Here is a 20,039-nt window from a genome sequence, read left to right on the forward strand (position 1 = left end):
CGTGCCCGAAACCACACGAGTACTGGTGGCCAGCCGCAACGCGAAGAAACTCCGGGAACTGCATCGCGTGCTCGCGGCGGCCGGCGTCGACGGAATCGAACTGATCGGGCTCGATGCCGTGCCCGAATACCCCGAGGCCCCCGAAACGGGTGCGACGTTCGAGGATAACGCCCTGGCGAAAGCGCGTGACGGCGCCGCCGCAACCGGATTACCCTGTGTCGCAGACGATTCCGGAATCGAGGTGGACGCGCTGAACGGCATGCCCGGAATCCTGTCCGCACGGTGGTCGGGCACGCACGGAAACGATCCCGCGAACACCGCCCTGGTCCTGGCTCAGCTCGGTGACGTGCCCGACGGCCGCAGGGGAGCGGCATTCGTCTCGGCGTGCGCGCTCGTGGTGCCCGGCGGCGAGGAATCGGTGGTCCGCGGCGCATGGCGGGGGAGCATCGCCCGCGAGCCCGTCGGCGACGGCGGATTCGGTTACGACCCGGTCTTCGTGCCCGACGGGGACACCCGATCGGCCGCGCAGCTGTCACCCGAGGAGAAGGACGCGTCCTCGCACCGAGGGCGGGCGCTCGTGCAGCTCGTCCCCGCCCTGGCGGCGCTCACCGGGCGCTGACACTCGCAACGGTTCACGGGAGGAGGTTCGCATGTCGCCGATGATGGTGCCGCAGACACCGCTCGGCTGGCTGACCTACGTGATCGCGATGATTACCGGGCAGTCGGTCATCATGTGAGGGAGTCGACCGGTGGAATCAGAGACCGAAGTCGCGGCGGACCTGCTTGGTCCGCTGGTGCTCCACGTAGAACGACAGGAACGGAATGGTGCCCGCAAGGAGCGTCCCGACCGTTCGGCCCGCAGGCCAGCGCACCTTGACCGCCAGGTCGAGCGTCACCAGCAGGTAGACGAAGTACACCCAGCCGTGGACGACGGCGATCCAGGTGGGCAGGTTGTCGACCTTGAAGATGTACTTGGCCACCATCTCTGCGGTGAGGACCAGCAGCCACACACCGGTGGCGTAGGCGAGGACGCGGTAGCGCAGGAGCGCGGGGGCGATCTTCTTCTGCTTCGCGGTGTCTGCGACCGAACCGGCAGTCGTCTCGTCTTGGCCCGTGCTCACGTGGTGCTCCTATCGGTCTCGCGAGCAGACAGCTCGGCGAGGTACTGGTTGTACTGCGAAATCTGCCGGCTCTCGAGGTCGTCCGGATCGTCGTCTTCGGCCACCGAGGGCCGAGGGGGCAAGACGTCGGCCGGGATCTCCCGCAGTTCGGTGGGAGCGTCCGGGACGTCGGCGGTGTCAGCCGGTTCGGCGTCCTCGAGCTGCACGAATCGCCGATAGGCGTAGACGAGGAACGCCGCGAACAGCGGCCACTGGAACGCGTATCCGAGGTTCTGGCCGGTCCCGCCCACCGCTTCGAAACGTATCCACTGCCACCAGCCGAGTGCGAGGCACCCGACAGCCCCGATGGCCACCAACAGGATCAGCGCGGGGCGGCGTTGCTTACGGTTACCGGACACGTAACGACGGTACCTGAATCGCTGAATGCGCTGCTAGGAGAGGTTGCCGCTATGGCGACGGTCACAGCCGTCGCGGGCGCCCGACGGGCCGTCGAGCTAGTCGGAACACGGCCGCCGAATCAGCAAGAGCCGAGCAGTGCGCGAGGGGGGATTCGAACCCCCACGTCCTTTCAGACACCAGGACCTAAACCTGACGCGTCTACCCTTCCGCCACTCGCGCGCGAAGCACAGACTACGCCATGTGCGCGACACTCTGGCGCACATGGCGTCAGCCGGTGTGCTCGCCTCCGTTCCCGCTCTTTCGCCCTGCCCACGTCGCAGTCTGGCTGTGGCAGTTGGGGCAAAGGAATCGAACTTCCTCCAAGCGGGAGTCCGACGGGTCTCCCCGTATGTACTCGACTCCAGCCTCGATCAAGGCGCGGCGCAACAGGTGTGGCTTCACTCGTGCGCTCCCTGGTGGTCGTTCTAGCGAATCTGCTCCCACGACATGCGATTGCGAGCCGGTTTGCCCTTCGTGTGTGCACTCCCGGTGAAGTGCGTCGTATCGATCCCGAACTTCTTGATTCGACGACTCAGGTGGGCTTTCATTCCCCGGACGGACGTAGCCCGAGATGGCGGATGACGTCAGCGACGCTCGTCGATTCTGCGACCGCCTGCGCGAGCACTTCTCGCGTGTACTTCATCTCGCACCCGCCACCCGCCGCTGCGCGCGCTGGTATCGCCAGACGGCGTGGGTGAAGGTGGCAGGCGTGATCTCGAGCTGCGCTGCTGCCGCGGCGACGAGATCTTCGGCGTCTGAAGTCGACGGGGGGAATCGAGATCGAGTGCCTCGCCGAGGAAAACACACACCAAGTGGTGAGATCCGGCGGTGCGGACGCCGAGTTGCACGGTGAAGCACTCCCAGGTGGCGACACCGAACCCGGGCACTGCGACGAGCGCGTTCCGCTGGGCCTCGTCGTCGCGGAGATCCGCCGAGGTGGTGCACCCCAGCTCGGCGAGCGAGCGTGCCGCCGAGGCGACGGCCTCGGCCTTGGTGGTGTAGTTCCCCGGTACTCGCTGCCGGTTGTTCAGGACGGCCAGGACGCCTTCGGGGTCATCGGCGTGCGCGGCGAGTGCCGTGAGGTCGTCGAGAGGTGCGGCCCGGTGGTCGCGCCAGCGGGTGATGACGGCGCGGACCCCCGTGGTGGGCGTGCCGTACGTCGCGCGGGCCGAGAACGCGGCATCGAGCAGACCGGCTTCGATCTCGTGCGGCCAACCCTCCGTCCAATGCGGCCACGACTCTCGTGGCAGTCGGGCGTCGACGTGATCGAGTAGGGCGCGGACGTGGGCTGTGCTCATTTCTTCCCCCCGGAGAATGGCTGTCGGCAGTTCCTGGAGTCGAACATTAGTGCGAGGGTCCGACAGGTTCGCTTTCGCTGGTCGCGGACCCGGATTCGAGGGCGCGGACCTGCATGAACCTGGGACTTCGTCAAGGTGGTAACAGATTGATAACGATTAATATGAGGCTTTCCTCAGGTTCTTGGACGTCCTTGCACCGCCCGCGTCCAGCGCGGACGCGATCTACTCACCGGTCACTTCGCGGGAGGGCTGTGAGAGACATCACGCGATATTTCTCCGATGCATGCCTGTGACACCCCGGCGGCATTTGAACGTGAGGAAATCCTCATGATTCTGTGTCAACCTTGAGCAGCCCGGAAGAGCTGATCAGAGCCGATACAGCTGGCACACGATGCCGAGGGCGGCAGACACTATCCCCACCTCCCCCTAGAGGGGACCAGGAGAGGACATACGCGTGACGATTGACGACACGACACCCGCAGGAAACGGAAAAAACTCGAAGGGTTCGCGGCGCATCGGCGTAGACCGGGACGACACTCGGTCATCGAGCAAGAGCACCCTCGTGGATCGTCTGCTCGGAGGTGAGCCGTACGCGCTCGCCTTCGGTGGTCAGGGCGCGCCCTGGCTGAGCTCGCTGGAGGAACTGAGCCGCGACAACGGACTCGAGCCGGCACTCACCACCATCGTCAACGACGCGGCCGACTACCTCGCCCCCGTGGCGCAGGAACTCCTGGTCGTGCGCCCGGTCGGATTCGACCCCATCGCGTGGATCCTCGAGCAGGAACTCGCCGACGAAGAGGACGGCGCCCAGGCGGCCGGACCCTCCGCGGCAGCGCTCACCTCGGCGGCGGTGTCTCTCCCCGGCGTCTTCCTCACCCAGATCGCAGCGCTGCGTGCGCTGGCAGCTCAGGGCCTCGATCCCGCGGTTACGGCTCCCGTGTCGGTGATCGGCCACTCCCAGGGACTCCTCGCCGCGGAGGCCGTTGCCTCCTCGGGTCAGAAGGACGGCGAACTCCTCGCCCTCGCTCAGCTCATCGGTGCGGCTGCCGGCCTCGTCGGCCGTCGTCGCGGAGTGATCGCCGCCGCCGACTCCACCCCGATGCTGGCTGTCTCCAACGTCGACCCGGAACGACTCCGCCAGATCGTCGAGGAGCTCGCCGAGGGCCTCGAGCCCGAGCGTGCCGCCGTCCTCGGCATCCGTAACGCCCGTCGCCGCGTCGTGCTGTCCGGCCCGCCCGCCCAGCTGGCACGCGTCCAGCAGCGGTGCGAGCAGATCGAGGCCGACGAGGCCCGTGAGCGCGACGCCAAGAAGCGTGGCGGCTCCATCTTCGCGCCCGTCTTCGAGCCCCTCGCGGTCGAGATCGGCTTCCACCACCCCGCACTCGCGGAGACGATCGACATCGTCGGCCAGTGGGCCGTGCGCTGCGGTCTCGACGAAGAGAAGGCCCGCGCTCTCACGAGCGCCTGCCTCGTCGATCCCGTCGACTGGGTCGGGGCCGTCGACAGCACCCTCGAAGCCGGTGCCGCGTGGATCCTCGACCTCGGACCCGGTGACCTCCTCACCCGCATGACGTCCGCCAGTGTCCGCGGGCAGGGCGTCGGCATCGTCGCCGCCGCGACCCGTGGCGGTCACCGCAACCTGCTCACCCCGGGCGCAACCCCCGAGGTTCCCGCCGCGTGGACCGAGTTCCTCCCGAAGCCGGTGTCGCTGCCGGGCGGCCGCATCGGAGTCGAGACCGCCTTCACGAAGCTGACCGGTCGTTCGCCGATCCTGCTCGCCGGCATGACCCCGACCACGGTCGACCCGAAGATCGTCGCCGCAGCCGCCAACGCAGGCCACTGGGCCGAGCTCGCCGGCGGTGGCCAGGTCACCGAGCAGATCTTCGCCGACAACGTCGAGAAGCTCACCGGGCTGCTCGAGCCGGGCCGCGCCGTGCAGTTCAACTCGATGTTCCTCGACCCCTACCTGTGGAAGCTCCACGTCGGTGGCAAGCGCCTCGTGCCGAAGGCCCGCGCCGCGGGTGCCCCGTTCGACGGTGTCGTCGTCACCGCCGGTATCCCCGAGCTCGAGGACGCCGTCTCGATCATCGGTGACCTCACCGAGGCAGGCTTCAGCTACGTCGCGTTCAAGCCGGGCACGGTCGCGCAGATCCGCTCGGTCATCCGCATCGCCAACGAGGTCCCCTCGTTCCCCGTCATCGCCCACATCGAAGGCGGCCGCGCCGGTGGCCACCACTCGTGGGAAGACCTGGACGACCTCCTCCTCGACACCTACGCCGAGCTGCGTACCCGGCCGAACCTGGTCCTGTGCGTCGGTGGCGGCATCGGCACGCCCGAGCAGGCTGCCGACTACCTGACCGGCCGCTGGTCCGTCGCACACGGCTTCCCGGCCATGCCGCTGGACGGCATCCTGGTCGGCACCGCCGCCATGGCCACCCTCGAGGCGACCACGTCTCCCGAGGTGAAGCAGCTTCTCGTCGACACCCCCGGTACTCCGGACTGGGTCGGAGCAGGCACCGCCGAGGGCGGCATGGCCTCCGGTCGTAGCCAGCTCGGCGCCGACATCCACGAGATCGACAACGCCGCGTCCCGCACCGGCCGTCTGCTCGACGAGGTCGCCGGTGACGCCGACGCCGTCGCCGAGCGTCGCGCCGAGATCATCGAGGCACTGAACATCACGGCCAAGCCGTACTTCGGCGACGTCGCGACCATGACGTACGAGCAGTGGCTGCGCCGCTACCTCGAGCTGGCCGTCGGCATCGACGCGGCGAAGGCATTCGACTGCGGCACCGACCTCCAGGACGCCATCACCGAGGCCAATGAGAGCCCGTGGATCGACATCACCTGGCGTGCGCGCTTCGGTGAGATGCTGCAGCGCACCGAGTCGCGTCTGCACCCGGTCGACCGTGGTCCCATCCCCACCCTGTTCGCCGAAGACGCGATCCTCGAGCGTCCCGAGGCGGCCATCTGCGCCCTGCAGGCGCAGTACCCCGATTACGCCTCCACGGTTCTGCACCCCGCGGACGTCTCGTTCTTCGTCTCGCTGTGCAAGACCCCCGGCAAGCCGGTGAACTTCGTGCCCGTCGTCGACGGTGACGTTCGCCGCTGGTGGCGTTCCGACTCGCTGTGGCAGGCGCACGATCCCCGCTACACGGCCGACCAGGTCTGCGTCATCCCCGGCACCGTCGCCGTCGCCGGCATCACGCGCGTCGACGAGCCTGTCGGCGAGCTGCTGGACCGCTTCGAGAAGGCCACCTACGACGAGCTGGTCACCGCCGGTGCCGCACCGCTGTCGCTGCCCGCGCGCCGTCACGCGGACATCGCCCGCGGCCTCCTCGACATCGTCCTGTCGGCTCCCGACATCCAGTGGGCCTCGCGCCTGACCCTGAACCCGGTTCGCCGGCTCGGTGACCTCGACAAGTGGTCGATCGAGTCCGACACCCTCGCGGTGCACGAGACCACCGGTGCCGAGCTGTCCGTGATCGACGAACAGCAGGTGCTCCTCACCGTCCCGCTGGTGGCAGCCAAGTCCGTCCAGATCACCATCACCGTTCCCGCGTCCGTCGCGGACGGTGGCGCTCCCGTGGTCACCGAGGCCGACGCCGAGAAGTCGATGACCGCACTCCTCGCGGTCGCGGCCGGTCAGGAGCTGCCCGCCGTCAAGAACGGTGTCGCACGGCTCAACCTCGCCTGGACGCCCGACCTGGTCGCCGACCACGCCGGTGTCACCGGCTCGGGTCTGCCCACGACGCTGAGCGTCAGCGGCAAGGCCGTCCCGGACGTGGTCGTCGGCGCCTGCTGGCCGGCCGTGTTCGCCGCGCTCGGAGCTGCCAAGACCGAAGACTCGCTCTCCGTCATCGAGGGCATGCTCGACCTGGTCCACCTCGACCACAGCGTCGATTTCGTCGGCGAACTGCCTTCGGAGACAAGCATTCTCGTGGTCAAGGCCGAGGTCGCCTCGGTTCTCGACACCGACCTGGGCCGCGTCGTCGAGGTCAAGGTCGAGGTCGGCGCCATGCTCGGCGAGGGCCTGGACGCGCCTGCCGTCGTCACCCTGTCGGAGCGCTTCGCGATCCGCGGCCGCACCGGCAAGGGCGAACTGTCCGACCCGGCCCGCGCCGGTGGCTCGCTGAGTGACGAGGCCGTCGACACCCCGCGTCGTCGTCGCCGCGACACCACGATCGTCGCTCCCCGCAACATGGGCTCCTTCGCCCAGGTGTCGGGCGACCACAACCCGATCCACACCTCCGACAACGCGGCACTGCTCGCCGGCCTCGGCAGCCCGATCGTGCACGGCATGTGGCTCTCCGCCGCCGCCCAGCAGGTCGTCACCGCCGTGGACCCGGCCGAGACCAAGACGCCGCCGCGTCGACTCACCGCCTGGACCGCACGCTTCCTGGGCATGGTTCGCCCGGGCGCCGAGATCGACGTCCGCGTCGACCGCGTCGCAGTGGACCGTGGCGCCGAGATCGTCGAGGTCGGTTGCCGCATCGACGGTGAACTGGTGATGGTCGCAACGGGTCGCACCGCCGCCCCGAAGACCGTTTACGCGTTCCCCGGACAGGGCATCCAGCGTCCCGGCATGGGCCTCGACGCCCGTGCCCGCTCCAAGGCCGCCCGTGAGATCTGGGACCGCGCCGACAAGCACACCCGCAAGGCCCTCGGCTTCTCGATCCTCGCCGTGGTCCGCGACAACCCGACGGTCGTCAAGGCCCGTGGTGTCGAGCACAAGCACCCGGACGGTGTCCTGCACCTGACCCAGTTCACCCAGGTCGCAATGGCGACGCTCGGTGTGGCTCAGGTCGCCGAGCTCCGCGAATCCGGTGCCTTCGTCGAGGGTGCCCTGCTCGCAGGCCACTCGGTCGGTGAGTACAACGCTCTCGCCGCCGTCGCCGGTGTGCTGCCTCTCGAAGCCGTTCTCGAGGTGGTCTTCCAGCGTGGCTCCGCGATGCACGCACTCGTTCCCCGCGACGAGGCCGGCCGTTCCGACTACCGGATGGCTGCCATCCGCCCGTCGCAGATCGGTCTGGCCGACGACGACGTCGAGGCGTTCGTCGCCGGTGTCGCCGAGGCGACCGGTGAGTTCATGCAGATCGTGAACCTGAACCTGCGTGGCTCGCAGTACGCCATCGCGGGCACGGTCACCGGGCTCAACGCGCTCGAGAAGGAAATCGACATCCGCCGTGAGGCTTTCGGTGGCAAGCGCGCGTACATCATGGTTCCGGGCATCGACGTCCCGTTCCACTCGACGGTGCTGCGTGGCGGCGTCGACGACTTCCGTGGACGTCTCGAGGAACTGCTTCCGCAGGACATCGACCCGGCCATCCTGATCGGGCGTTACATCCCGAACCTCGTCCCCAAGCCGTTCTCCCTGAAGAAGGAGTTCGTGCAGGAGATCGCCGACCTGGTTCCGTCGAAGCCCCTCGACAAGGTGCTGAAGGACTTCGACTCCTGGGCGAAGAAGCCGGTCCAGCTCACCCGCGTGGTTCTCACCGAGCTCCTGGCCTGGCAGTTCGCCAGCCCGGTGCGCTGGATCGAGACGCAGGATCTGCTGTTCGCCGACGAGTCCGAAGGTGGACTGGGTGTCGAGCGGTTCGTGGAGATCGGCTTGGGCTCCGTCCCGACCGTCGCGAACCTCGCGTCGCAGACCCTGAAGCTGCCGGGCCGCTTCGGCTACCCGGTCGAGGTCCTCAACATCGAGCGTGAAGCGTCCATCGTGTACTCCACCGACGTCGATCCGGCGCCGGTCGAGGACGACGAGCCGGAAGCGCCCGCAGCCGCGGCGCCCGCCGCATCGGCCGCACCTGCCGCCGCTCCGGCCCCGGCAGCTGCACCGTCCGGTGGACCGCGTCCCGACGACATCGCGTTCAAGGCCGCCGACGCCACCAAGGTCCTGATCAGCCTGTGGACCAAGCTCCGTCCCGATCAGGTCGGCCCCGTCGACACGATCGAGGCGCTGTGCGACGGCGTGTCCTCGCGGCGTAACCAGCTGCTCGTCGACCTCGGCTCCGAGCTCTCGCTCGGCGCGATCGACGGTGCCGCCGACGCCGACATGGGCTCGCTCGCCGGCACGGTCGACTCCCTGGCCCGCACGTACAAGCCGTTCGGCCCGGTGCTGTCCGACTCGATCAACGATCACCTTCGCAAGGTCTTCGGCCCGTCGGGTCGTCGTCCGGCGGCCATCGCGGACCGCGTGAAGAAGGTCTGGGAACTCGGCGACGGCTGGGCGTACCACGTCACCGCCGAGGTGGCTCTCGGAACCCGCGACGGTTCCAGCATCCGTGGTGGTGACCTCGGCGGCCTGGCCGGCGGCGGTCTCGCCGACGGCGCCGCAGTGGACGCCGTCATCGACAGCGCAGTGGCCGCAGTGGCCTCGCGCCGCGGGATCAGCGTCTCCCTCCCGTCCTCGGGTGGCGGAGCCGGTGGCACCGTCGATGCCGCGGCGCTGGGCGAGTTCACCGAGCACATCACGGGCCGCGACGGCGTGCTGGCCTCGGCCGCCCGCCTCGTGCTCGAGCAGCTCGGCTTCGCAGGCGACACGGCGACGGCAGCGCAACCGACCGACACCGAACTCGTCGACCTCGTGTCGGCGGAACTCGGTTCCGACTGGCCGCGACTGGTCGCTCCCGCGTTCGACGCCAAGCGGGCGGTCCTGCTCGACGACCGCTGGGCGAGCGCACGTGAGGATCTGGCTCGTCTGTGGATCGACGCGGCAGGCGTGGAGTCTCTCGAGATCGAAGGCTTCGCCGGTGCAGGCAAGTCCGTTGCGGCGCAGGCCGCATGGTGGCAGGCCCGCGCAACCGACGAGGGTCGCACGGCTCTGGCCGAGAAGTACGGGCGTATCGCGGAGGCGGCAGTCGTCGTCACCGACGAGACCCCCGAATGGGCAGACCAGGTCGCCGTCGTCACCGGTGCCAGCAAGGGCTCGATCGCGGCCTCGGTCGCAGGCAAGCTCCTCGCCGGCGGCGCGACGGTCTTCGTGACCACCTCGCGTCTCGACGACAAGCGTCTCGGCTTCTACCGCGACCTCTACCGCCGCAATGCTCGCGCCGGTGCCGCCCTGTGGGTGGTCCCCGCGAACATGGCGTCCTACACGGACATCGACGCGCTCATCGAGTGGATCGGTGAAGCGCAGTACGAGACGGCCGGTGGATCGAAGAAGCTCGTCAAGGAAGCGGTCACCCCGACGCTGCTGTTCCCGTTCGCCGCGCCCCGCGTGGCAGGCGACCTCGCCGACGCCGGCGCCCGCGCCGAAATGGAGATGCGTGTTCTCCTGTGGTCGGTGGAGCGCCTGATCGGCGGACTGTCGAAGATCGGTTACGACCGTGACGTCGACACTCACCTGCACGTCGTGCTGCCCGGTTCCCCGAACCGCGGTCTGTTCGGTGGCGACGGTGCGTACGGCGAGGCCAAGGCCGCGCTGGACGCAGTGGTCGGCCGCTGGAAGGCCGAGCGCAACTGGGCCGAGCGCGTCACCCTGGTGCACGCTCTCATCGGCTGGGTCCGCGGAACCGGCCTCATGGGCGGCAACGACCCGCTGGTCGAGGCTGTCGAAGGTGCCGGAGTCCGTACCTGGTCCACCCAGGAAATGGCCACCGAGCTGCTTCAGTGGTGCGAGCCCGAGGCACGTCGCCTCGCCTCCACCGAGCCGCTCGCGGCCGATCTGACCGGTGGGCTCGCCCAGGCGAACCTGGACCTGCCCGCGCTGGCGAAGCAGGCTCAGGAAGCTGCGACCGCTGCTGCCGAGGCCGACGAGGACGCCGTGGAGCTCGACACCATCGCGGCTCTGCCCGCCCCGCCGCGGGTCTCCGCGTCGGTGGCACCGGCCTGGTCCGGCGTCACGGCGGCTCCGGAGGACCTCGTCGTCATCGTCGGCGCAGGTGAGCTCGGACCGTTCGGTTCCTCGCGTACCCGCTTCGAGATGGAGGTCGACGAAGAGCTTTCGGCGGCAGGCGTTCTCGAACTCGCCTGGAACACCGGACTCGTCGTGTGGGAGACCACGCCGTCCGCAGGCTGGTACGACGCCGAGACCGGGGAACTGGTTCCGGAGGCCGAGATCGCGGACAAGTACCACGACACGGTCGTCGAGCGTTGCGGCATCCGCCGCTACGTGGACGACGGCTCCATGGTCGAGAACACCGCACCGCTCCTCACGTCGGTCTTCCTCGACAAGGACCTGAGCTTCGTCGTCAGCACCGAGGCGGAGGCGCTGGCCTTCGTCGAGGCCGACCCGGAGAACACGGTCGCGAGTCCGGTTCCGGACAGCGGTGACTGGCAGGTCACCCGCCGTGCGGGCACCGAGATCCGCGTCCCCCGGAAGATGAAGCTCACGCGCAGCGTGGGTGGTCAGATCCCGACCGGATTCGACGTCACCAAGTGGGGCATCCCCGCCGACATGGCCGACTCCGTCGACCGCGTGGGCCTGTGGAACATCGTCGCCACAGTGGACGCGTTCCTCACCGGTGGGTTCACGCCCAGCGAACTGCTGCGGTGGGTGCACCCCTCGCTGGTCGCCAACACCCAGGGCACCGGCATGGGCGGCATGACCTCCATGAGGTCGCTGTACATCGACACGCTGCTCGGCGAGAACCGGCCGAACGACATCCTGCAGGAAGCCCTGCCGAATGTGATTGCGGCGCACGTGGTCCAGTCCTACGTCGGCGGTTACGGCGCCATGGTCCACCCGGTTGCGGCATGCGCCACGGCCGCGGTGTCCGTCGAAGAGGGCGTCGACAAGATCAAGCTCGGCAAGGCCCAGCTCGTGGTCGCCGGCGGGTTCGACGACCTCAGCGCGGAGGGCATCATCGGATTCGGTGACATGTCCGCCACGGCCAAGACCGACGACATGCGGGCCAAGGGCATCGACGACCGTCGATTCTCCCGGGCCAACGACCGTCGTCGCGGCGGGTTCGTCGAGTCGCAGGGTGGTGGCACGATCCTGCTGGCCCGCGGTGACCTGGCACTCGAGATGGGCCTGCCCGTCCTCGGTGTGGTCGCCTACGCCGGCTCGTTCGCGGACGGTGTCCACACGTCGATCCCGGCTCCCGGAATCGGTGCGCTCGGTGCGGGTCGTGGGGGAGCGGATTCGCAGCTCGCCAAGTCCCTCGGCAAGCTCGGTGTCAGTGCCGACGACATCTCGGTGATCTCCAAGCACGACACGTCCACCGCGGCCAACGATCCCAACGAGGCGGAGCTGCACGAGCGCCTCGCGGGGGCACTCGGCCGCAGCGAAGGTGCGCCGCTCTTCGTGGTCTCGCAGAAGAGCCTCACCGGACACGCCAAGGGTGGTGCCGCAGCATTCCAGCTGATCGGTCTCTGCCAGGTGCTGGACCAGGGCATCGTGCCGCCGAACCGCAGCCTCGACTGCGTCGACGAGAAGATGGCCGAGTTCGAACACCTCGTGTGGGCTCGGGAGCCGCTCCGCTTCGGCGAGCAGTTCGCGCTGAAGGCCGGTCTGCTGACCAGCCTCGGCTTCGGGCACGTGTCGGGCATGGTCGCGGTCGTGCACTCGCAGGCGTTCGTCGAGGCCATCCCGGCAGACAAGCGTGAGGCGTACCTCGAGCAGGCACGCAAGCGCACCGTCGAGGGTCAGCGTCGTCTGGCGAAGGCCATGGTCGGTGGCGGCAGCCTGTACGAGCGTCCGGCGGATCGTCGCTTCGGCGGCGACAGCGTCCCGGCCGCGGCGTCCCGTCAGCTCGAGGCGGACGTCCTGCTCACCGAGGCCGCGCGCCTGGGAGCGGACGACGTGTACAGCTCGGGTCTGCCCGGCTGCAAGTAGGAACGACGGATGGGAGTTCTGGGGATCGGCTTCGATCTCGTGACGGTGTCGGAGTTCGCCGAGCAGCTGGACCGGCCAGGGACGGCAATGCTCGACAACTTCACACCGGGCGAGCGTCGGGACGCCGTGACCCGGAGCTCCGATCCGGCTAGACATTTCGCCGCCCGGTGGGCTGCGAAGGAGGCAGTGATCAAGGCTTGGTCCACGTCTCTCTTCGCCAGCCCGCCGGTGCTGCCCGAGATGATCCACCACCTGATCGAGGTGGTGACGGATGCGTGGGGGCGACCGAGTATCCGCTTACGCGGAGACGTCGCCAAGCATCTGACCGACGTGAAGATTCACATCTCCCTCACACACGACGGAGACATGGCGGGCGCGTTCGCCGTCATCGAGTCCCTGTAGGCGCCTCCGGCGCTCGTGCGCCTTTCTGGTAGCTCCGGCAACCGGAAGGGCGCACAAGCGCGTAGCGCCTACGTTGTGCGCGATTCCTTCTCGGCGACCAGCAGGTACGCCACCATCAGCCGTTTGAGTTCGGCGACGGCGTCCGCGTGGCTCTGGTTGTCCTGCACGGAGAAGTTGAGCATCGAGTACACGACGTGGACGAGCACCTCGGCCATCATCGTGCGCCGCTCCCGCGACGTCTGCGGGGTGAGCGGCGCGAGCATCCGTGAGACCTGCTCCGCGAACGCCTTCTCGTGGATGGCGCCGGTGGCGCGAGTCGAGGGCGTCGACTGCATTGCCAGCCACACCTCGCGCCTCGACGGGTCGGACGTCCACAGGCCCGCCATGTGGTCGACGAAGGAATTGAGGAACCGCAGCCAGTCGAGGGACGGGACCTCACCGTTGAACTGGGCGATCTCGTGCTGGACTCCGACGAGGTCCTGTCGGTTGAGTTCGCAGACGATCACGTACTTGTTCGCGAAGAACTGGTAGAGGGTGCCGATCGGGACGTCCGCGCGTGCGGCGACCTCCTCGCACGTGAACGATTCGAATCCCACGTCCACCAGCAACTCCCGCGATGCCGTGAGCAGCGCGTCGAACTTACGGCGACTACGTTCCTGTGTCGGACGTCTGCGGGGCAGGAGTTCCTGCGGGTCCGACTGAGCCTCCAACGCCGGGTCCACTCGGCGCGGCGCTTGCTTGCTGACTGAAGACTCCACCGCCCCAGGCTATCCGTCTTTCGTCCGGATTCCGAAGATCCCTCCCGGTGACGCGTCGGGTTTCACCTGGGCGCGGAGACTCGTCGCGCCGTTTACCGTATCGATGGATCAACGGGCGGCTGACGACACGCAGCCGCCCGTCGCGCCGATCAGACGGACAAATCCCGCCGCAGTTTCGCGACGTGGCCGGTGGCGCGGACGTTGTACTGGGCCACTTCGATCTTCCCGTCCTCGTCGACGAGGAATGTGGAGCGGATGACACCCTGCACCGTCTTGCCGTACATCTTCTTCTCGCCGAACGCGCCCCAGGCCTCGAGTGTGGCCTTGTCGGGATCGGACAGGAGGGGGAACGTCAGTTCCTCGTTTTCACGGAATTTGGCCAGCTTCGCCGGCTTGTCGGGCGAGATGCCGATCACGTCCAGGCCTGCGCCGTTCAGGTCGGCGAGGCTGTCGCGGAAGTCGCAGGCCTGTTTGGTGCAGCCCGGCGTGCTCGCCGCCGGGTAGAAGTACACGACGACCTTGCGGCCGCGGTAGTCGGCGAGCGACACGTCGTTGCCGTCGGCGTCGGGCAGCGTGAAGGCGGGTGCGGTGTCTCCGGGGGCGAGTCTGTTGTTGTCGGTCACGAGAAGTCAGGCTACCGGGAAGGGGTGGACGTGGCCCGAAGCGTGATTGGGGGAGACCAAGTCGCAGGTCGGGAGTTCTCGTCTACGGTTGACGCAAGTGTGGGATCGTCGCGGTAGCGTCGCTCTCGCTGATCGAACAAGTCGAACAAGTTGGAGGACACGTGCCCAGGGACACCGAGAGCATCGAGCGTGAGATCGAGAACGCGCGTAGTCAGCTCGCGAGCACTCTCGACGAATTGACGGTCCGCACCAACCCGAAGCGTCTCGTGGAGAACACGAAGCGCACGCTGATCGCGAAGCTGAACGAGCCGGCGGTCAAGTACGGACTGATCGCCGTGGGTGCGGTGGCAGGGCTCCTGGTGCTCCGCAGAGCGTTGCGCTGAACGACCGTCGTGGGAACGGGCCGTCGGATGTGAAGTTCGTAGTGACTTCACGTTCCGGCGGCCCGTTCGTCATCTGACCGCCCGCCCGGTGCGTTGAGATCGTGACACGAGAAAGGCCCCCATCCTCGTGAGAGGATGGGGGCCTTCGTGCAAGTGCGCCCACAGGGACTCGAACCCCGGACCCAGTGATTAAGAGTCACTTGCTCTACCAACTGAGCTATAGGCGCTCGCTCTTGCGAGACAGAACATTAGCGGGTCGCTTCTCGGGAATGCAAATCGCCTGGTGGCGACTGCCCGTGGCGACCCGATTCGGACGGTGGGGAGTAACAAGAGCGCCGCTGGTCACGATTGATATTCGAACGTTATTGAGCGGCTCGGCGCTTGGTCGGAACCGGTCTCCAGTGGCTGGCATCATTGGAGACCACACGGTCTCGACGTGCTGATTCGTCTTGCGAAGGCGAGGGACGTGCCGGCTTGAACGTGTATTCGGAGCGAGGACGTGAAGTGGGGTTATCCATGGGTGTGGGGCGTGGCGGGCGCATGCGTGCGCAATCGGTGAGATCCGTCTCGAAGACGGCGACGATTGTGGCGGCATCACTCGTATTCGCAGTGTCGATCGCAGGGTGCACCGTCTCCGGTGCAGACAGCGTCACGGAAGGTGAGGCGCCGATCGATTCCAATCCGGTCACCGAACTCATCAAGCCGAAGCTGACGGCGTCGGCCGTCGATGGTGCGGTGGGGTTCTCGCCCGGGCAACCGGTGACGGTGACGGTGGCCGACGGCACGCTGGCGGCGGTCACCATGTTCAACCCGGAGGGCGTGCCGGTCGACGGCGCCATCGCCCCCGACGGGTTGTCCTGGGTCAACACGGAGCCGCTGGGCTACGACAAGGAATACCGGCTCGAGGTGAAGGCGAACGGCCTGGGTGGTGGCACAACCTCGACATCCGCGTTCACCACCAGCGCGCCCGGCAACGTCACCAAGCCGTACGTCATGCCGTCCGAGGGCGACGTGGTGGGAATCGGTCAGCCGATCGCGGTCCAGTTCGACGAGAACATCCCCGACCGCAAGGCCGCCGAGGCCGGCATCACGGTCACGACCAATCCGCCGGTCGAGGGCGCCTTCTACTGGGTGAACAACCGTGAGGTGCGATGGCGTCCGCAGAACTACTGGGCACCCGGCACCGCCGTGGACGTCAAGGTCGCCGTGTACGGCCGTGATCTCGGTGACGGACTGTACGGCCAGGAGGACGTCCACACGGCCTTCACCATCGGCGACGCCGTGATCGCGACGGCGGACGATAACACCAAACAGGTGACGTTCGAGCGCAACGGCGAAGTGATCATGACGATGCCCACGTCGATGGGTAAGGACGACACACCCACCGATAACGGCGTCTACATCATCGGCGACCGGTTCGCGAACCTCGTCATGGACTCGTCCACTTACGGCGTGCCGGTCAACTCCCCGCAGGGATACAAGACTCCCGTCGACTGGGCCACGCGAATGTCCTACAGCGGCATCTTCTTCCACTCGGCGCCGTGGTCGGTGGGGCAGCAGGGCTACTCGAATGCGAGCCACGGCTGCCTGAACCTCAGTCCGTCCAACGCGAAGTGGGTGTACGACAACACGAAGCGCGGCGACATCGTGATCGTCGAGAACACGCTGGGCGGCACGCTGTCGGGCACGGACGGCCTCGGGGACTGGAACATCCCATGGGATGTCTGGAAGGCCGGCAACGCCAACGCCTGACAGCGGGCGTCAGACCAATCGCAAAGAGGAAAGCCCCCGGCCGAGGCCGGGGGCTTTCCGTGTGGGGTGAGTGACGGGACTCGAACCCGCGACACCCAGGATCACAACCTGGTGCTCTACCAGCTGAACTACACCCACCATTGCGCTTCTGTCACCGCCCGAGGGCAGTAACTTCGGCGAGGAAGATATTAGCGCGTTCGATGCGCAAAACGCCAATCGGTATCTCAGGCGTGTCCGAGTTCCTCGACGACTGCGGTGATGTCGCTGGTAGACGGCCCTGGTTCGGCCACGAACGCTGTCTTCCGGTAGTACTTCAGTTCCCGGATCGACTCTTTGATGTCCGCAAGGGCACGGTGGGCGAGGCCCTTTTCGGGCTGACCGAAGTAGATCCGCGGGTACCACCGGCGGCACAGTTCCTTGATGGAGCTGACGTCGATCATCCGGTAGTGCAGGTAGGTGTCGAGGTCCGGCATGTCGCGGGCGATGAATCCGCGGTCGGTCGCGATGGAGTTGCCGGCGAGCGGTGCCGTCCCGGCGACCGGCACATGCTCGCGGATGTAGGCGAGCACCTGCTGCTCGGCCTCGGCGAGCGTGACCGTGGACTTCCGGACCTCGTCTGTCAGCCCCGAGTTCTCGTGCATCTTGGTCACCACGTCGGGCATGGCCGCGAGCGCGTCGTCGTCGGCGTGGATGACGATGTCGACACCCTCACCGAGCACGTTCAGCTCGCTGTCCGTGACCAGAGCTGCGATCTCGATCAGCTTGTCGGTGCCGAGCCGGAGCCCGGTCATTTCACAGTCGATCCACACAAGTTTGTCCTGCACCAGGAACACAGTAGTCACGTGAGTGACGGGATAAGGTCTGCGGTGGACACTTTCTCCCGACGTGCGTGATCCGAGGAGGGCTTGGATGACCCAGCAATCGCAGGACGGCGGCGCGACCTCGACTCCGGCGGAAAGGGCGGCGGCGGCGAGGGCGGCAGCCGCCGAAGCTGCCAGGATCGCGGCGGAGGCCGCGGCAGCGGCAGAGACGGCGGAGCAGGAAGCCCGGGACGCGGAGGCTGCGGAGAACCGTGCTCCCGCAGGCGTCGCGGCCCCCTCCGGCGCCGCCGCGGACATCGCCGCCGGATACTCGTCGGAGGGTGCGGCTCTGGAGCTGGGGACCGTGGTTCTCGACGGCGCCGTGGATCGGTCGGCCCGGGTGCGTTTCCCTCTCGCGACGGTCAACCGGCACGGTCTCGTCGCCGGCGCCACCGGGACGGGAAAGACGAAGACGCTGCAGGGTATTGCCGAGCAGTTGTCGGCTGCAGGGGTTCCCGTGGTGATGGCCGACGTGAAGGGCGACCTGTCGGGCCTGTCACAGCCGGGTGAGGCGGGCGACAAGATCACCGCCCGAGCGTCCGAGACGGGTGACGACGAGTGGCGGCCGGCGGGGTCCCCGGTCGAATTCCTCTCGCTGGGAACGGAGGGTCTGGGCATTCCCGTCCGCGCGACCATCACGGCGTTCGGGCCGATCCTGCTCGCCAAGGTCCTCGGGCTCAACGAGACTCAGGAGTCCACGCTGGGGCTGATCTTCCACTGGGCCGACGTTCAGGGGCTCGCGCTGCTCGACCTGTTGGATCTGCGATCGGTCATCGCTCATCTCACCAGCGACGAGGGCAAAGCCGATCTGAAGGGCATCGGCGGCGTGTCCCCGGCGACCGCCGGTGTGATCCTCAGGGCCCTCGTCAATCTCGAAGCCGATGGCGGCGACACGTTCTTCGGGGAGCCCGAGCTCGAGACCGAGGACTTGCTCCGGGTGAACGACGGCAAGGGTGTGATCACGTTGTTCGAGTTGGGCTCCCAGGCCGCGCGTCCGGCGTTGTTCTCCACCTTCCTGATGTGGGTGCTGGCCGACCTGTTCCAGACGTTGCCCGAGGAAGGCGATCTCGAGAAACCCAAGCTCGTCTTCATCTTCGACGAGGCGCACCTGCTCTTCGCGGACGCGTCGAAGGCGTTCCTGCAGCAGGTGGAACAGACCGTGAAGCTCATCCGCTCCAAGGGGGTGGGGGTCTTCTTCTGCACCCAGTTGCCGACGGACGTCCCGAATGCGGTGCTGTCGCAGCTCGGCGCGCGGATCCAGCACGCGCTGCGCGCTTTCACCCCCGACGACCAGAAGGCGCTGACGAAAACGGTACGGACGTACCCGACCACCGAGAACTACGATCTCGAGAAAGCTCTCACCTCACTGGGTATCGGCGAGGCGATCGTCACGGTCCTGTCGGAACGGGGCGCGCCGACGCCGGTGGCGTGGACGAGGATTCGGCCTCCCCGCTCGCTGATGGACACCATCGGCACCGACGCGATCACGGCCGCGGCGTCGTCGAGCCCGCTGTCGGCGAAGTACGGGCAGACCGTCGACCGGGAATCGGCGTACGAGAAGCTGACAGCCAAGGTTGCCGGAGCGCCGGCCACGGAACCGGGCCTCGACCTGCCCCGGCTGCCTGACCTGCCGCCACCGCCGCCGCCGCAGCCGCAGCCGGAGGGGCCGAACATGGCCGAGCAGATTCTCGGGAACTCCGCGGTGAAGAGCTTCCTCCGCTCGGCCGCATCGGCCGCCGGCCGCGAGATCTCCCGCAGCATCTTCGGGACGGGCAAACGTCGCAGGCGGTGAAACCCGCTGCACGCCAGTGTCTAGCTGCCCAGCTTCTTGTAGAACGTTCCGACGATCGGGGCGACCACCGCGCGCGGGGTGTACTGCCCGGCAACGGACATCGCCTTGCTGATGATGCCGGGCACGACGCGCATCTTGTTGTCTGCCAGACCGTCGAGCGACACCTTGGCGGTGTATTCGCTGGAGATCCACAGGAAGTCGGGCACCAGCCTGTCCACGATCGATGCGTCCGCCGGATCGGGCTCCTCGGTGCGGACCGGGCCGGGCGCGAGCAGGGTGACGTTCACTCCCGTCCCCTTGAGTTCGCCGCGCAGCGACTCGGAGAAGGTGTTGACGAACGCCTTGCTGGCCGCGTAGGTGGCGTTGTGGGGGATGGGCATGTTGCCTGCCGCAGAGCCGACCATGAGGATGGCGCCGGATTTGCGTTCGAGCATCCCGGGCAACACCGCGAGTGTGAGGTCGTGCACGGCAACGGCGTTGAGTTCTACCTGTGCCCGTTCGTATGCGGGATCGAGTCCGGCGACGGGCCCGAACGTGGCGATGCCCGCGTTGTTGCACAGGACGCTGATCTCACGTCCGGCGAGTTCGGTGACGAGGGTGGCCCGCGCGTCGCGATCCGACAGATCGCACGCGCGCACGTCGACCTCGACGCCGTACTCGTCACGCAGGGTCCCGGCGAGTGACTCCATCACCTCGCCGCGGCGCGCGACGAGGATAAGGGAGTGTCCCCGGGAGGCGAGATCGGTGGCCAGCGCCTCGCCGATTCCGGACGAGGCGCCGGTCACGACGGCGCGGGCACGGGGAGTGGGGTTCGGCAAGCTCACAGTCAGCAGC

13 protein-coding genes, 3 tRNA genes and 1 pseudogene are annotated in these 20,039 nt (G+C 67.7%); 6 read left to right on the forward strand and 11 right to left on the reverse strand.

Annotated features, from left to right (window positions below; all coding sequences use genetic code 11):
- The first annotated feature begins 1 nt into the window (after position 1).
- On the forward strand, positions 2–619 hold the full coding sequence (gene rdgB, locus ACFVJ3_RS11240) for an RdgB/HAM1 family non-canonical purine NTP pyrophosphatase (protein WP_378452121.1): 618 nt from the start codon (positions 2–4) through the stop codon (positions 617–619).
- 136 nt (positions 620–755) lie between these two features.
- Here rdgB and ACFVJ3_RS11245 read toward each other — a convergent pair whose 3' ends face one another.
- From ACFVJ3_RS11245 to ACFVJ3_RS11265, 5 genes and pseudogenes are all read right to left on the reverse strand, one after another.
- Positions 756–1,121 (reverse strand): DUF3817 domain-containing protein, encoded by a 366-nt coding sequence (locus ACFVJ3_RS11245; RefSeq protein ID WP_005248298.1) that lies wholly within the window; start codon positions 1,119–1,121, stop codon positions 756–758.
- On the reverse strand, positions 1,118–1,519 hold the full coding sequence (locus ACFVJ3_RS11250) for a transcriptional regulator (RefSeq protein ID WP_378452122.1): 402 nt from the start codon (positions 1,517–1,519) through the stop codon (positions 1,118–1,120). Before ACFVJ3_RS11250 ends, ACFVJ3_RS11245 begins: the two co-directional genes overlap by 4 nt.
- A 137-nt stretch (positions 1,520–1,656) precedes the next feature.
- Positions 1,657–1,739 (reverse strand) — tRNA-Leu (locus ACFVJ3_RS11255).
- A gap of 48 nt (positions 1,740–1,787) precedes the next feature.
- Positions 1,788–2,202, reverse strand: a pseudogene (locus ACFVJ3_RS11260) (HNH endonuclease).
- Positions 2,144–2,857, reverse strand: a complete 714-nt coding sequence (locus ACFVJ3_RS11265; protein ID WP_378452123.1) for a hypothetical protein — start codon at positions 2,855–2,857, stop codon at positions 2,144–2,146. Before ACFVJ3_RS11265 ends, ACFVJ3_RS11260 begins: the two are co-directional and overlap by 59 nt.
- A 454-nt stretch (positions 2,858–3,311) precedes the next feature.
- Between ACFVJ3_RS11265 and ACFVJ3_RS11270 the strand changes: the two genes are divergently transcribed.
- Together ACFVJ3_RS11270 and ACFVJ3_RS11275 are read left to right on the forward strand one after the other, a co-directional pair.
- A complete protein-coding gene (locus ACFVJ3_RS11270) occupies positions 3,312–12,635 on the forward strand; it encodes a fatty acid synthase subunit beta domain-containing protein (protein WP_378452124.1) in 9,324 nt (3,107 codons plus the stop codon).
- 9 nt (positions 12,636–12,644) lie between these two features.
- Positions 12,645–13,037, forward strand: coding sequence for a holo-ACP synthase (locus ACFVJ3_RS11275; protein WP_005248288.1), 393 nt, complete (start codon positions 12,645–12,647; stop codon positions 13,035–13,037).
- A 68-nt stretch (positions 13,038–13,105) separates the two neighbouring features.
- Here ACFVJ3_RS11275 and ACFVJ3_RS11280 read toward each other — a convergent pair whose 3' ends face one another.
- Positions 13,106–13,795 carry a TetR/AcrR family transcriptional regulator gene (locus ACFVJ3_RS11280; RefSeq protein ID WP_378452125.1) on the reverse strand — a complete coding sequence of 230 codons (690 nt, stop codon included), beginning with the start codon at positions 13,793–13,795 and terminating at the stop codon, positions 13,106–13,108.
- 149 nt (positions 13,796–13,944) lie between these two features.
- Positions 13,945–14,418, reverse strand: a complete 474-nt coding sequence (bcp, locus tag ACFVJ3_RS11285; protein ID WP_378452126.1) for a thioredoxin-dependent thiol peroxidase — start codon at positions 14,416–14,418, stop codon at positions 13,945–13,947.
- Positions 14,419–14,579: 161 nt separating this feature from the next.
- Here bcp and ACFVJ3_RS11290 point away from each other — a divergent pair, with 161 nt between their 5' ends.
- Positions 14,580–14,801, forward strand: coding sequence for a DUF3618 domain-containing protein (locus tag ACFVJ3_RS11290; protein WP_378452127.1), 222 nt, complete (start codon positions 14,580–14,582; stop codon positions 14,799–14,801).
- Between the two features lie 154 nt (positions 14,802–14,955).
- Here the strand turns inward: ACFVJ3_RS11290 and ACFVJ3_RS11295 are convergent.
- Positions 14,956–15,028: transfer RNA gene (locus ACFVJ3_RS11295), tRNA-Lys, on the reverse strand.
- A 289-nt stretch (positions 15,029–15,317) separates the two neighbouring features.
- On the opposite strand from ACFVJ3_RS11295, the gene ACFVJ3_RS11300 reads away from it, so the two are divergent.
- Positions 15,318–16,553, forward strand: coding sequence for an Ig-like domain-containing protein (locus ACFVJ3_RS11300; RefSeq protein ID WP_378452128.1), 1,236 nt, complete (start codon positions 15,318–15,320; stop codon positions 16,551–16,553).
- Between the two features lie 62 nt (positions 16,554–16,615).
- Here ACFVJ3_RS11300 and ACFVJ3_RS11305 read toward each other — a convergent pair.
- Both ACFVJ3_RS11305 and orn read right to left on the reverse strand, forming a co-directional pair.
- Positions 16,616–16,691, reverse strand: a tRNA-His gene (locus ACFVJ3_RS11305).
- Positions 16,692–16,777: 86 nt separating this feature from the next.
- Positions 16,778–17,377, reverse strand: coding sequence for an oligoribonuclease (gene orn / locus ACFVJ3_RS11310; RefSeq protein WP_378452258.1), 600 nt, complete (start codon positions 17,375–17,377; stop codon positions 16,778–16,780).
- An 85-nt stretch (positions 17,378–17,462) separates the two neighbouring features.
- On the opposite strand from orn, the gene ACFVJ3_RS11315 reads away from it, so the two are divergent.
- Positions 17,463–19,205, forward strand: a complete 1,743-nt coding sequence (locus tag ACFVJ3_RS11315; RefSeq protein WP_378452129.1) for a helicase HerA-like domain-containing protein — start codon at positions 17,463–17,465, stop codon at positions 19,203–19,205.
- Positions 19,206–19,225: 20 nt separating this feature from the next.
- Here the strand turns inward: ACFVJ3_RS11315 and cmrA are convergent, their stop codons facing one another.
- Positions 19,226–20,029, reverse strand: coding sequence for a mycolate reductase (cmrA, locus tag ACFVJ3_RS11320; RefSeq protein WP_378452130.1), 804 nt, complete (start codon positions 20,027–20,029; stop codon positions 19,226–19,228).
- Between the last annotated feature and the right edge of the window lie 10 nt (positions 20,030–20,039).

This window comes from Rhodococcus sp. NPDC127593 (assembly GCF_042671975.1).
Classification (GTDB): domain Bacteria; phylum Actinomycetota; class Actinomycetes; order Mycobacteriales; family Mycobacteriaceae; genus Rhodococcus_F.